Annotated in this window: 17 protein-coding genes and 2 pseudogenes; 11 read left to right on the top strand and 8 right to left on the bottom strand. The window is 58.6% G+C overall.

The annotated features are described in order from the left end of the window. Positions 1-52 precede the first annotated feature (52 nt). The 10 genes from KGB14_RS00565 to KGB14_RS00525 all read left to right on the top strand — a co-directional run bounded on the left by KGB14_RS00565 (position 53) and on the right by KGB14_RS00525 (position 7,975). Positions 53-1,216 (top strand): phage tail sheath family protein, encoded by a 1,164-nt coding sequence (locus KGB14_RS00565; RefSeq protein WP_223483634.1) that lies wholly within the window; start codon positions 53-55, stop codon positions 1,214-1,216. A 12-nt stretch (positions 1,217-1,228) separates the two neighbouring features. Further along, positions 1,229-1,732, top strand: coding sequence for a phage major tail tube protein (locus KGB14_RS00560; protein WP_223483633.1), 504 nt, complete (start codon positions 1,229-1,231; stop codon positions 1,730-1,732). A gap of 11 nt (positions 1,733-1,743) precedes the next feature. Next, a complete protein-coding gene (locus tag KGB14_RS00555; RefSeq protein WP_223483632.1) occupies positions 1,744-2,055 on the top strand; it encodes a phage tail assembly protein in 312 nt (103 codons plus the stop codon). Next, complete coding sequence (locus KGB14_RS28430; protein ID WP_263294475.1) at positions 2,045-2,167, top strand: hypothetical protein; 123 nt, start codon at positions 2,045-2,047, stop codon at positions 2,165-2,167. The genes KGB14_RS00555 and KGB14_RS28430 overlap by 11 nt, the downstream gene beginning before the upstream one ends. Before the next feature lie 35 nt (positions 2,168-2,202). Beyond that, entirely contained in the window at positions 2,203-4,698 is a 2,496-nt protein-coding gene (locus KGB14_RS00550) for a phage tail tape measure protein (RefSeq protein ID WP_223483631.1), read from the top strand. A 12-nt stretch (positions 4,699-4,710) separates the two neighbouring features. After that, complete coding sequence (locus tag KGB14_RS00545) at positions 4,711-5,556, top strand: phage tail protein (RefSeq protein ID WP_223483630.1); 846 nt, start codon at positions 4,711-4,713, stop codon at positions 5,554-5,556. Further along, positions 5,531-5,737, top strand: a complete 207-nt coding sequence (locus KGB14_RS00540) for a tail protein X (RefSeq protein WP_223483629.1) — start codon at positions 5,531-5,533, stop codon at positions 5,735-5,737. The genes KGB14_RS00545 and KGB14_RS00540 overlap by 26 nt, the downstream gene beginning before the upstream one ends. 95 nt (positions 5,738-5,832) lie before the next feature. Then, the gene (locus KGB14_RS00535; protein WP_223483628.1) at positions 5,833-6,882 is read left to right on the top strand and encodes a phage late control D family protein; all 1,050 of its coding nucleotides are present in this window, start codon (positions 5,833-5,835) and stop codon (positions 6,880-6,882) included. 56 nt (positions 6,883-6,938) lie between these two features. Next, a complete protein-coding gene (locus tag KGB14_RS00530; protein ID WP_223483627.1) occupies positions 6,939-7,472 on the top strand; it encodes a glycoside hydrolase family 19 protein in 534 nt (177 codons plus the stop codon). A gap of 29 nt (positions 7,473-7,501) precedes the next feature. Then, positions 7,502-7,975, top strand: a complete 474-nt coding sequence (locus KGB14_RS00525) for a lysis protein (protein WP_263294481.1) — start codon at positions 7,502-7,504, stop codon at positions 7,973-7,975. An 88-nt stretch (positions 7,976-8,063) separates the two neighbouring features. Here the strand turns inward: KGB14_RS00525 and KGB14_RS00520 are convergent, their stop codons facing one another. From KGB14_RS00520 to KGB14_RS00490, 7 genes and pseudogenes are all read right to left on the bottom strand, one after another. Next, a complete protein-coding gene (locus KGB14_RS00520) occupies positions 8,064-8,450 on the bottom strand; it encodes a hypothetical protein (protein WP_223483626.1) in 387 nt (128 codons plus the stop codon). 100 nt (positions 8,451-8,550) lie between these two features. Continuing rightward, positions 8,551-8,895 (bottom strand): hypothetical protein, encoded by a 345-nt coding sequence (locus tag KGB14_RS00515; protein ID WP_223483625.1) that lies wholly within the window; start codon positions 8,893-8,895, stop codon positions 8,551-8,553. Then, entirely contained in the window at positions 8,892-9,515 is a 624-nt protein-coding gene (locus KGB14_RS00510; RefSeq protein ID WP_223483624.1) for a hypothetical protein, read from the bottom strand. The genes KGB14_RS00515 and KGB14_RS00510 overlap by 4 nt, the downstream gene beginning before the upstream one ends. Before the next feature lie 133 nt (positions 9,516-9,648). After that, a complete protein-coding gene (locus KGB14_RS00505) occupies positions 9,649-10,146 on the bottom strand; it encodes a PAAR domain-containing protein (protein WP_223483623.1) in 498 nt (165 codons plus the stop codon). Positions 10,147-10,167: 21 nt separating this feature from the next. Beyond that, positions 10,168-10,854: a hypothetical protein gene (locus tag KGB14_RS00500; RefSeq protein ID WP_223483622.1), complete on the bottom strand. Its 687-nt coding sequence runs from the start codon at positions 10,852-10,854 to the stop codon at positions 10,168-10,170. Positions 10,855-11,329: 475 nt separating this feature from the next. Beyond that, a pseudogene (locus tag KGB14_RS00495) lies at positions 11,330-11,871 on the bottom strand (tyrosine-type recombinase/integrase); the annotation flags it as partial. Positions 11,872-12,005: 134 nt separating this feature from the next. Then, positions 12,006-12,219, bottom strand: a pseudogene (locus KGB14_RS00490) (hypothetical protein). A 180-nt stretch (positions 12,220-12,399) separates the two neighbouring features. Here KGB14_RS00490 and KGB14_RS00485 point away from each other — a divergent pair. Further along, positions 12,400-12,681, top strand: coding sequence for an excalibur calcium-binding domain-containing protein (locus tag KGB14_RS00485; RefSeq protein WP_223483621.1), 282 nt, complete (start codon positions 12,400-12,402; stop codon positions 12,679-12,681). A gap of 185 nt (positions 12,682-12,866) precedes the next feature. Here KGB14_RS00485 and KGB14_RS00480 read toward each other — a convergent pair whose 3' ends face one another. Beyond that, positions 12,867-13,067, bottom strand: a complete 201-nt coding sequence (locus KGB14_RS00480) for a hypothetical protein (RefSeq protein ID WP_223483620.1) — start codon at positions 13,065-13,067, stop codon at positions 12,867-12,869. Positions 13,068-13,176: the final 109 nt, after the last annotated feature.

The raw sequence follows: 13,176 nt of genomic DNA, 5'->3' as shown, positions 1-13,176 counted from the left end.
CACCCTCACAGCCTCGCTTATGCGGGGCTTTTTCGTTTCTGGAGATTGCCTTATGAGTTTCTTTCACGGCGTTACGACCACGCTGCTCGACACCGGGACGCGGACTATCTCGCTGCCGTCGTCGTCGATCATCGGTCTGTGCGACACCTTCACCCCGGGCCTCCTTGGCGGCGGTACGGCCAAGGCTGGCGAGCTGAAGTTGATCACCTCCGAGCGCGAAGCCATCGCGGCGTTCGGCGCGGGGTCGGCCATCGCCAAGGCGGCGGCCGCGATCTATGTGCGGGCCAAGGCGGTGATCGTCGCTGTCGGCGTGCCCAAGCTCGAGGACGCTGCGCTGCAAACGTCCGCCATCATTGGTGGCGTGCTTGCCGATGGTCAGCGTACCGGCCTGCAGGCGCTGCTGGACGGCAAGAGCAAGCACAATGCCCAGCCCAAGCTGCTGATTGCCCCGGGGCATTCGGCGACGCAGGCCGTGGCCACCGCCATGGATGCCTTGGCCGGCAAGTTGCGCGCGATCGCCATCATCGACGGGCCGAACACCACCGATGAGGCCGCCATGGCCTATGCCTTGAACTTCGGCAGCAAGCGGCTGTTTCTGGTCGATCCGGGTGTGCAGTTCTGGGACACGATCGAGAGCGCGACGATCGATGCCCCAGGCTCGGCCTGGACGGCGGGCCTGTTTGCCTGGACGGATGCGACTTACGGCTATTGGGCGTCGCCTTCGAACAAGGAGTTTGTCGGCATCACCGGTACGAGTCGCCCGGTCGAGTACCTGGACGGCGACGCCACCTGCCGGGCCAACCTGCTGAACAACGCGAATATCACCACGATCATTCGCGACGGCGGTTTCCGTCTGTGGGGCAACCGCACGCTGTCCAGCGATCCGAAATGGGCGTTCGTCACCCGCGTGCGCACCTGCGACATCCTCATGGATGCGATTCAGGCGGGCCACAAGTGGGCGGTCGACCGTTCGATCACCAAGACCTACGTCAAGGACGTGACCGAGGGTCTACAGGCGTTCATGCGCGACCAGAAGAACGCCGGCGCGATCATCAACTTCGAAGTCTACCCAGACACCGAAATGAACACGGCCAGCCAGATCGAGCAGGGCAAGGTGTATTGGCGTATCCGCTTCACCGATGTGCCGCCGGCCGAAAACCCGAATTTCCTGATCGAGGTCACCAACGAGTGGCTGACCGAAGTGCTTGAGGCCTAAGGGGGCTAACCGATGATTCCTCAAGTTCTTAAGAACATGAACCTGTTTGTGGACGGCGTCAGTTTCTCCGGCGACGTGCCGACCCTGTCGCTGCCCAAGCTGACTCAAAAAGTCGAGGACTATCAGGGCGGCGGCATGTTCGCCCCGATCGAATTCGCCGTGGGAATGGAAAAGCTGGAGTCAGCATTTACCACCAACGGCGTGCGCCGCGAGTCGCTGAAGTTCTTTGGTCTGGCTGACCAGACGGCGACCAGTCTGGTGTTCCGTGGCGCGTTTGCGGATCTGAAAGGCCGCGTGGTGCCGGTGATTGTCACCCTGCACGGTGGCGTGAAAGAGGTGGACATGGGCGACTGGAAGCCGTCCACCGTGGGTGAAATCAAGCATGGCGTGAAGATCACCTACTACAAGCTCGAAATCGATGGTCGCCTGATGTTCGAGATCGATCCGCTCAACATGATCATGGTTGTCGATGGCGTTGACCAGTTGGCCGCCGAACGTTCGGCCCTCGGCCTGTAAGGACTTAGAAAATGACTCAAGCAAGTGCAAACAAAGTGGTGCCGTCGTGGCTGAAAGTGAGCGATGACAGCGTGATCGTCACCATGAAAGGCGCTGTCAATATCGGCGGCCTTCTGGTGGACAAGCTGACCATGCGCGCGCCGACGGTGCGCGATCAGCGCGCCGCCACGGCGACCGCAAACAACGATTACGAACAGATCGAAATCAACATGCTGTGCAGCCTGTTGACGGCCACCGAGCCGGAGATTGCGGCCCTCAGTGTGCGCAACTACAACCGCTTGCAGGCAGGCTATTTTCGCCTGGTCGAAGAGGATGAACTTTAACGCCGAGACCCAAAGGATCGCGGCCAAGCGCTTGGCGAGAGAGACCGGTTTCTCTGCCGCCGAGATCGAGGCCATGACTTTTGACCGGATGCTGTGGTGGCTCACGGATTGAGCCGCTTTCGACTCGACGACGAATAGGGCACGCACATGAGCAATAAACTCGCGCTCGGCTTGGTCATTGGCGGCGCCGTCAGCTCCACGGTGGGGGCGGCGTTCAAGGACGTCACCAGTCGCATCAAGAAGCTGGAGGACACCGGCAAAAAAGCCCGGGTGCTGGAAAAGACCATTGGCGACACCATGCGTCTGCGTGACGAATGGACTAAGGCGCACAGGGCAGGCGAGAAGGGCGCCGATGCGCTGCGCAAGAAGCTGGAAAACAACCTCGCGGCCCTGAAGAAACAGGGCGTCGAGGTTCGCAATCTGGGCAAGGCTTACACCCAGATGGGCAAAACGGCGCGGGCCGCCGAGATGAAGGCCAAGGGACACGCCCAGCTCGATGCCGGCAAGCAGCAGATGAAGAGCAGCATCGGGCAAGCCACGGCGGCCTCGGCCGCGATGATCATTCCGGCGAAGATCAGTGCGGACTATGGCGCGATCATTCGTGACATTGCGATCAAGGCCAACATTGCCAACACGCCCGAAGAGGCGACGCTCTCCAAGACCGTGATCGACACGTCACGCGACACCGGCATGGCGCGCAATCAGGTGGCCGAGGTGGTCAACGCCCTGGTGGGCGCCGGCATGGAGCTGGACAAGGCACTGGCGTATGCCCCGACGGCGGCCAAGTTCTCCGTGGGCCAGGGCTCGGATGGCGGCGAAACCGCACGCATGATCAACGCCCTGGGGCAGAACGCCAAGATCACCGACCCCGAGGTGATGCAAAAGGCGCTGGAGGCGATCGCCTACCAAGGGCAGGCGGGCAGCTTTGAGGCGGCCGACATGGCGCGCTGGTTCCCTGAATTGCTCGCGGGTATGGGCAAGCTGGGCATTACCGGGATGGACTCGGTGACGCAACTGGGCTCGATGCTTCAGGTGCAGATGAAGACGGCCGGCGGTTCGGACGAAGCGGCCAACAACCTCAAGAACTGGATGGAGAAAATCGGCTCCGGTGACACCGTCGAGGCGTACAAGAAGGCCGGCATCGACTATCAGGGGTCGATGAACACCGGCCTGCAGAATGGCAAGTCCACCTTGGAATCCAGCTTTGCGCTGGCCCAAAAGTACATCGAGGCGACCGACCCGAAGAAGGCCGCCGAAATGGCGAAAGCCACGGCCGCGATCAGCAAGGAGTCTGATCCCGAGAAAGCCAAGGCCATGATCGCCTCCCTTGAGTCGGCACTGCGTACCGGCGACCTGTTCGCCGACATGCAGGTCAAGGGCGCCTTGACCGCGTACATGCAGAACAAGGATCTGTACGACAAGCTGAAAAAGGAGTCGGCCAGCGCGACCGGGATTCTGGACAAGAACCTGGCTGAGCGTCGGGAATCGTCGGCGCAGAAACAGGCCGAGATGGTGCAAGGGCTCGATGAGTCCATGCGTGCCATTGGCGATGCCATGCGCCCGGTGACGGATGCGGTGGTTGGCGGCATCACGTCCGTGGCTGGCGGGTTGGCCAAGCTGGCGGACGAATCCCCCCGGCTGGTGACAGGCATCGGTCTGGCCACTGCCGGCTTGATCGGTCTGTCGGCGGCGGTGAGCGGCTTCAAGATGGCCAAGGGGCTGATGAACATCGGCCGCGGCTCACTGATGGGCAATCCGAACATTCCGCAAAAAGTGATTGTGACCAACCTGCCGGCCGGTGGTGTCGGTGATGGGCTGGACGTTGGCGACGTAGATGCCGGCGACGACAAGAAGGGCAGGAAAGGCAAGGGTGGTGGCAAGGGAGGTCGGGGTGGCGGCATGGGTCGCGGGGTCGGCAACGTCGTGAAGGGTGCGGCGGTGCTCGCTGTCGCTGACGCCGGGTTCAAGGCCTATGACACCTATCAGAACGCCGAAACGCAGGACGAGAAGGCCGTGGGTTACGGCGCGGCCGCCGGTGGTTTGGCCGGGTCGCTCTCCGGTGCAGCGGCAGGTGCGGCCCTGGGTACGCTGATCCTGCCGGTGATCGGTACGGCGATCGGCGGGCTGATCGGGGGGGTGATCGGCAACATGGGCGGCGACGCCCTGGGCGGCTACGTGGGCAAAGCGCTGTTCGGCGCGGACGATGCCACGAAGAAGATGCCCGACGCCGGTCCGCTGATTATGACCAACGCCGGCAAGGACATTGCGCCGGTGATGGGCGACATCGCCAAATCGTTCACCAAGCCGCCGGGGTCGGCACCGCTGATGATGGCGCCGCCGGGTCATTCGCCAGCACCGGCCGTGTCGGCGCAGATCGGCGATGCCGGGCGTTCGATGATGCTGCCGGAGGCCAGTGCCGACGCCAAGGCCGGGCCGTTGGCCAAGCCAGCGCCGACCGCTACGCCGCCGGCCAACATCGAAGCCCGGGTGGACATTCAGGCGCCGTTTTCGTTGACCGTGCAGGGCGACGTGCAGGACGCCAATGCGCTCTACAACAAGCTCAAGCCGATGCTCGATCAGCACTACCGCGACCTCGCCAAGCAGCAGGAAAACCGCAAGCTGTTCGATGCGCCGCACGTTTAATCAGGGGGACTCATGGAAGCATTGGGGCAGTTGCAGTCGGGGATGAAGTACTTGGCCACGGCCGGCGAGACGGGCCGGCGCAGCCTTGACGGGATGATGGCGCCGGTGAATGGCGCGATCGGAGAAATCACCGGCGCCGCGTCCGAACTGGAGGGGTTGCCCTTTGTCGGGCCGGCGATCGGGGCCAAGCTTCAGCGCGTCATGCGTGGGGTCAATGCGGCACAGGCGCAGGTCGGGCGGGTGGTGGCCATGTACGGCACGGCCACCCGCGCGGCCGCACAGATTGACGAGCGCCTGGGGGTGCTGAAGGAGCAGGCCGGCCGGGCTGCCACGGCCATCAACAAGATTGCCGGCAAGGCCAGCCCGGCGCTGGCCAACATCGTGCCCACCGGGGCCTTTGCCACGGATCAGACGCCGGCGCCGGAAGCGGTGAAGCCGTTCCCGCACCTGCTGATCATCCAGCCGCAAGACCCGAAGGCGTCGCAGTACACCTTCAATCTGGACACGGCCGCCTTTGACGAACTGCGCCGGTCAACCGAATTCCGCTGGGCCTCGCAGGAGCGCCTGTCGCGGCGTCCGGCGCAGCAGGCAGTGGGCATAGGCGACGAAAAAATCACCCTCAAGGGGGCGATCTTCCCGGGCTTCAAGGGCGGGCTAAAGCAGCTCGACACCCTGCGCGCACTCGGCGCCCAGCTTCAGCCGCTGACCCTGACCACGGGTTATGGCGACGTGCTGGGAACGTGGTGCCTGAAGAGCGTGGACGAGGAACAGAGTTCGTTGATGGCCGGCGGCATTCCGCGCAAGCAGGCCTTTACCTTGGAGTTTGTGCGCTATGGCGATGACATGCAGAACGTCTGACGGGGATCTGCTGGATACCATCTGTCACAACTTTTACGGGCACCTGAATGGCTGCGTCGAGGCGGTGCTAGATGCCAATCAGGGGCTGGCGGACGAGGAACAGCCCTACCGTGCCGGCGTGGTGATCGTCCTGCCGGATCTGGCGCACCCGGTGGCCGAGGCGATTACCTTGTGGGACTGATCCCGTCCGCCGGCGGCGCCGGCGACTTCTCGCGTTACGCGTAACGCTCCGCTTACTTGGCCCGCCCTGCGCGGGCTTTCTTTTGGAAAAAATCCATGACCCCCCGATTCTGTATTGTTGCCGACGGCAACGACATCACGGCGCTGTTGAATGACCGGCTGATTCAGTTGAGTGTCACCGACAAGACCGGCATGGAGTCCGACGAATTCGAACTGCGCATTGACGATCGCGATGGGCTGGTGACGTTGCCGCGCAAGGGCGTGGGGATTGAGGTCTATCTGGGCTACCTTGAGACGTCGCTGGCGCGGCTGGGCCGCTACGTGGTCGACGAAGTCACGGTGTCCGGCCCGCCGGATACCATCGTGATCAAGGGCAAGGCCAGCGACATGCGCGGTAGTGGCAAGACCACCCGTAGCGGGAGCTGGGAAGACGTGCCGCTGTCGAAGATTGTGGCCGACGTCGCTGCGCGCAATGGCTGGGCGCCAGTGTGCCCGGTCAGCACGAAGGTGGCGCGGGCCGATCAGCTCAATGAATCCGACTTCAATTTCATCACGCGCCTGGCCAAACAGTACGACTGTACGGCGAAGGTCGCCGACGGCAAGTTGCTGGTGATGCCGCGTCAGGGCGGGCAGAGCGCAAGCGGCAAGGCCTTCGCACCGATCGTTATCACGCGCCGCGACGTCAGCCGCTGGCAGTTCCACCTGGGCGATCGCGACTCGCACAAGGCGGTCGGGGCCAAGCATCAGGACAAGAAGACCGGCAAGCTCGCCGTGGTGTCGCTGGAGAACGACGACGCTCCGGCCGGCCTGCCGGCGGTGCATACCGATCGGCACATTCACCCGAACAAGACGGCGGCGGAAGCAGCGGCCAAGGCACGCTTGGCGGCGTTCAACCGTTCCACCGCCGGCGTGCGAATGGAAATGCCCGGCCGTACAGACCTGTTTGCCGAGCGGCCAATCATTGCCCAGGGTTTCAAGGTCGGACTCGATGGCGACTATCTGGCCGAATCGGTGGAGCAGACCTACACCCAAGCCGGCTGGTCGACCACCGTTGAATGCAACGGTGGCAAGAACGGCAAGGCCAACGCCAAGGGCAAGAAGAAGAAAAAGGAGGCCAAGCCGGTCAAGGTCGTCAACCTCAAATAGCGCCCAAGCGCATCCCATCCGCCGCCTTGTGCGGCTTTTTTATGCATGGAGTTTTTATGTCTCTTACACAACAACAGTTATTGCAGATCCTTCCGAAGGCCGGCGCCAAAGCCTGCGTTTTTGTACCCGTCCTAAATACGGCCATGCAGCGCTACCAGATCGTCGGTAGCAAGCGCATCGCCGCATTCATTGCCCAGATCGGCCACGAGTCTGGTCAACTGCGCAACGTTCGCGAAATCTGGGGGCCAACCCCAGCCCAGTCTGGTTACGAAGGCCGGAAAGACTTGGGCAACACCAAGCCCGGTGACGGCTCAAAATACCGAGGGCGTGGCCTGATTCAGGTTACTGGTCGAGCGAATTACGCGGCATGCGGTGAGGCGCTGGGTTTGGACTTGATTGCGCAGCCCGAACTGCTGGAAATGCCACAGAACGCTGCGATGTCCGCGGCGTGGTTCTGGAAACAGAACGGATTGAACGACTTAGCCGACCGGGACCAATTCAACAGCATCACCCGACGCATCAACGGCGGATTGAACGGTTTGCAGGATCGGCTGGAAATCTGGTCGCGGGCTCAGGCGGTGCTGTTGTGATTGCGGTCCCGTGGAAGGCGGTCGGCGCGCTGGTGCTGGTTCTGATTGGAGCCGGAAGTACTTGGCATTTACAAGACTGGCGCTATGGGAAGCAACTGGCCGAGCAGGCGCGGTTGCAAGCCGAAACCCTCAATCAACTGACCCTGATGGCCGCCACCGCGCAGCAGGCCGAGCAGGACAAGCGTCTGGCTCTCGAGGAGCGCCTGTCGGTCAGCGAACAAACCCACTACAGGAAATTGAGCGATGCACAAAAAGACCAGAACCGCCTGCGCGATCGTCTTGCCACTTCTGATCTGCGGCTGTCAGTCCTCCTCGACGCGGATTCAGCCGCTGGCTGTGACGTGCCAAAAGCCACCGGCGCCGGCGGCGTGGATCATGCAACCGTACGAGCCCAACTTGACCCAGCGCATGCTCAAAGAATTATCGCCATCACCGATGAAGGCGACCGGGGAATGATTGCCCTGGCTGCGTGCCAAGCGTATGTGAGGGGGGTATCACACTGAGGTTGAATGACTGCAATTTTCGGCGCGGGGCCAGGTACTGGCAAATGTCGCCCCATTCAAAATGGTCGGTTGCTATCCCGCGCCGCGCTTACTTGGCGTCAGGACACTCATCGGCCCATCGCGTAACCGCCATGTCATTGAATTGCTCCCCAATGGTGTCGACGCGCAGGCAAGTGCCGTTCTTTGAGTAGAACAAGATGCAACGCGAGCTATCAAAAGAGCAGACATCGAGCTCGAAGAACTTGCGTGCAGCCAGCTCCCGCTCCACGCCACTATATTCATAGCCATCGGTGGTATGCATCCGCGTCGGCTTCCATCCTTGTTTGACGAGCTTGGCCCTGGCCGTGACTAGGGGCTCACCGACGGCAATGCCTGCTGGCCCGCGCCTGTCGTTTGTCGTCTGCGAGTCATCCGCAAACGCTACGCTGGTGCCAATGCAATAAAGTGCGACGAGCGCGGGGATCGAAGCCTTCATTTGACAATCCCTCCAGCCGATTTGTAGCTCGCCAAAAACTCTGAATACACAGACTCCACCCTTAGCAAGGCCCGAAAGTGGCGGACTGATATTGATGCCCCTAATCTGTCTCGGGACACTTGAAACCCCAGCCATCAATTATCATGTCTTTTACTTCTTCACCAGTAGTGCTGACGACTAGACAAACTTTGTTTTTTTTGTAATTGAACTCGCAGTATTGAACTCCCTCGGTGCATCTTTCGACTTCACTAACACCCATATTTCTAAGTGTTTTCATAGCTCCGCCAGGCTCCATTTCATTTGTTAAATTTGGTTTCCAGCCATGTTTAATCAATTCTTTTCGTGCACTTAAAAATGACATTCCTTTTTTAATTGGCACATCTGTTGCGTTCGCAAAAAAGCTAACGCAACAAAGCAGAATGCAAGCAATCGAGTGTAGTTTCATTTTGTAGTACCGCCAAATTTCTTGTAGGTGGTTATGACATCGTCATATGGCATATACGGTTGACCGGACGGATGTCCACCCAATGGGCGATTAGCTTGACCGGGGCCCATCGGTAAAGATTCCCATTGTCTAGATGCTTTTTGTACTGCATCTTTAACGTCGCCATTTACGAGTGAATCAATTGCACGCACTCTGCGAAGAATTTCGATTGCGGTCAAATCCTGCGTATGTGGTGTGAAGTCAGATAGCCCCATTGCTGCAATGCAATAGTCTCTCCATGAGCCGATCGTAATTTGATACCTGCCTGATGCCGTAGTTGATCCGCCGTAACCTGCCCCCGGATGGGTGGACTCATCACTGAAAGTCCATTTCCCAGTTTTAAAACCCGGTGCCCAGCCATAACCAAATTTCGCGTGGTAGTTACCGCCTTCGGATTCGGCAATGGTATCCAAAAATGCCTTCACATTCTTATTCTTCAAATACTCCTCATTCTCGGCCCGTCTTACCTGCTGCTTGGCGTCCAGCGATACAGTTTTTGGGGTGGAGTCTTTGACGGGCGTCACCGTTCTTGTGGCTACGGGAGACATTTTTCTGCCATTTTTGCTAACCACTTCAGCCATGATGGAAGTCACCAATATAGATTTTGACGCGCTCTGTCTGCCCCTCTGGGAAAACGGAAATAATGAAATTTGTTCTTTGGCCTTGGGAGTATTGTGTGCGGTCGGTTGTATGAAGGGTATCTGCTGCCATGCCTTAGTCCTCCAGAAACAGTTTGATTGTTTCGGGCAGGTGCGAGCTCACGACATGCGTATACCCCATCGGATCACTTACGCCGTGTTCCATGCTGCCGTCAGCGCGCTGGATGGCGTAATCAAGATTGGGTAGAGGCTCGCCCGAGTCTTGGTCAACTAGTCTGAACTTGTCGCTGAAGTGCACTGGCATTGGCAGCAGGCCGCTGAAGGGGGCTGGTACGAAGGTATCGCCAATAATGACCGTGCCGGATCCAGCCATAACCACGTTGCCGTGGCCACCTGTACTGCCTTGAGTAGCGGCATTTAGCCCATTGATGAGAACCGTAGCGCTAACGGCACCGGTGATCGGGCTACCACATGCGGATTTATCGGTCATACGAGCTGCGGCAAGGCCATCGAAGTTCACATTGGGAGAGCCGCTGGCAATCGGATTCGTACCATGTCCTGGAAGCGGACAATTGGTGGGGTCTGTCACTCGGGCAGCAGGTTTGCCACTCATGGGAAGTTCCTTTTCAAGGTTTCAAATGGAGTAATAGGGGTCGATGGGCGAGTCGGAAAATCGCCAGCACTCATCCATAGGGTTGAACAGTGCTCGGTGGTTTTCGCGCATGGGACGGCAGGCCAACAACGCCTGCCAGGCGATTTCGATGTAGTCGTCCATAGCCTGCGTGGAATAGCCATCAAGCTGGTTGAGCCAGGCGTTGTAATTGGGCATGCCGACGCTGCGGTAGGCACTGAGCAATATCTCGGCGACTTCTTCGCCCCAATGGATAAAGCGCCCCGGACTCCAGGGACCTGTCTGGGCATAAATAAACCAGCCCAAGCTTGGCAAGTCACCATCTGCAAGTCGTAACGTGTCGCGCTGCGAGGAAAAACCACAGGTGATATGGACGGTCAGCCAACCCTGGTGTTGCTGGATAAATCCAGTGGGGTCGAATTGTGCCAGCGGTACGACACGATAGCCTGAGTCAGGCATTGACCTGGCAACCAACTCAGCGTCCAGCCTTGAAACGAAGGCCCTAATCGCCTTGCCTTCGCCGGACGCCGTGCAAAGAATTTCAACCGGCGTGCTCGCAGGTATGTCGCTGAAACCGACGATGCGAACTAGCCCATAAAGGCGTAATGAGGTTTTCAGGCCGCTGGGATGAAGCGAGGTATCAAGTATGCAGGCGCAGGGGATGGGCACATCCATAGGTGCAGGGCGCATCAAATATTACCGTCCATGTAAATGTGCGTCGCGAAGCATGCCCCAGGCGGAAGTTGCGTACAACAATATTTACAATGTTTAGGTTGACAGTTGATTGCGTGGACCGTGCCGCCTTGGTTTTCGCGCCTCGTGCGGAGCGTCTGGTGTGGTTGCCCCATTCGTGACGCAGGTTCATCCGCGGGTGGTGCGGGGAGGTGTGATTGTGTTCGGTCGGCAGGACGCCGGGGGAGGGGTGCGCGCAAAACCACCGCTGGAGGCCACGGTTTCTCGTTTGCATAAGCACAAAACTACGGATATTTTGCCCGACTGAATAAGGCATGTATCCCTTTAAAAACAATAGGTTAGGTGTTTTATGCCCCCAACATGGGGTGCTAGGGGTCGAGTGTTCGAATCACTCCGTCCCGACCATATTTACTGAGTAAAATCAGGCAGTTAAGCCGATCAGATAGATCGGCTTTTTTGTGCCTGCGCAAAACTACCCGGTGATTTCACTAATATTCAGGTCGGGAATTGCCTCCGACCAGACGATTTCTGCGTGGTCTTTCTGGTAGTTTTTGGTCATGCTCTCGCTCGAATGGCCAGCGATTTTCTGTCCGTCCTTTCCGGCTTTTTTTGGTACAGGTGCAGCGATAGCGCTCGCATTTCGTGGAAGCCCGGCATTTCCTCTTCCTTCCATCCGTTGTAACAACCCGCCAACTCCCGAGCCTCCTTGAAGGCCCGCGTCAAATACCGCTCTTCAACCTGCGTCCAGTGATCCTTCGTCTGCGCCTGTTTCTGTTTCAGGCGATCGGGACGGCAATGGACCAGGTAAGGGGAGGCGATATCATCCCGGCATCGGCTGATCACGGCCTGAAGTTCTTCGGTCACTTTGAACCGGATCCACGCCGCGTCACTGGCCTTGGCCGTCTTCTGTTGCATCACATACAAATATCCTTCCCGAACACCATCGAATCGCATGTTGAGGATGTCGGTGTGGCGTTGAGCGGTGATCAGTGCAAGGTCGATTGCGTTCTGCAGTCAGACCGACGATTTCTCCCACTGAAACTACTTACCGTCGGTAGGCCGCCGGTAGCGATAGGTCGAGCGCCGCGAATCGAAGTACAGGTTCTGCGGGAGGCTCTTGTTCGCCTTGTTGCGCGTCCGTGGGACCATCATGCAGCTCCTTTGAATACCATCGCTACTAGATCATTTCCGTCCGAGCGGTTGAATGCAGTCCAGTCAACGTACCAGAGTTTGCCGATCTGCTCGCCGGGTACCACGCCGTTGCGGATGTGATTGCGGATCGCCTGGGGGCATTGCGGGGTGCCGTTTTCGCCCCAGCGCCCGACGCTGGAACTCACTGATCTTGATCAGCTCTCGTTTCATTGGATGCTCCATGCCGCTCGTGGCAGTGAACCAGAGGGCTGATTTGGTCGTACACATTTTCTTTGGTCATGGGGATTCCTCGCCCGCCGTTCACCGGCACGCTGTGTGTGGATTTATGGGTTACGCTGGAATGCAAGCAACGTGAGAACGCAAACGGTCTCTCATCACGGATGGATCAAAATGAAACTGATTTTGGTTGTGCTTGTTGTTGGTCTGTTGGTTTGGAAGCTTTTTCCTGAATTACATCCTTGGGCTGAGGTTCAGCTCTCGAATCCACAAGGAATTTCTGCAGTCGCGACTGCGCCAAAGCCTGTTTCGGCTCCTTTCAAATGTGATGGACGCAAATATTGTTCGCAGATGACCTCGTGCGCAGAGGCCAAAAACTTTCTGCAAAATTGTCCAGGAATGGCAATGGACGGCGACAACGACGGAATACCCTGTGAGGCGCAGTGGTGCCGGTGACTATCCGCCGTTCACCGGCAGGCTGGTGCGGTTATCAAATTCATATAAGCGGGAGGTATCTTTGCACGCACAATCTTTGGAGGTGCGATGTGGTCGTACACGGAGTTGAATATCGATTTTGCTGTTCTTCAAGCGTTGTCGAAGGTCAGATGGTGCCGTATCCATGACCAAGTGAAGATACAGGGTTAGCGCCAGTTGACTTCGAACTCTGAGATTTCGTACTCCAACTGTTCTAGGGTTTCAAACCAAGCATCGAAGCCGTGAAGTTGGTCACGTATCAAGTAAAGGAAATATCCCCCTGTTTCACCCGAGCGATCATCCCTTATTCTGATTGTCCAGCCAGCATGGTCACCAGTTAAAATTGTTCCTGTGCGAATAACTGTCATGTGCGGGCTCGTATCGAAGGTCGGCACATCTTATACCGACTGCATCTTCTGTTGGGACGGTTGGGTGTCTAGTAGTGGAGGTCCTGCTGCGGCGTACGGCTCTACTTCG

This window comes from Pseudomonas sp. A-RE-19, from assembly GCF_019956555.1.
GTDB lineage: Bacteria > Pseudomonadota > Gammaproteobacteria > Pseudomonadales > Pseudomonadaceae > Aquipseudomonas.
The sequence above is the reverse complement of the archived record's forward strand: the minus strand, read 5'-3'. Positions and strand labels throughout refer to the sequence as shown.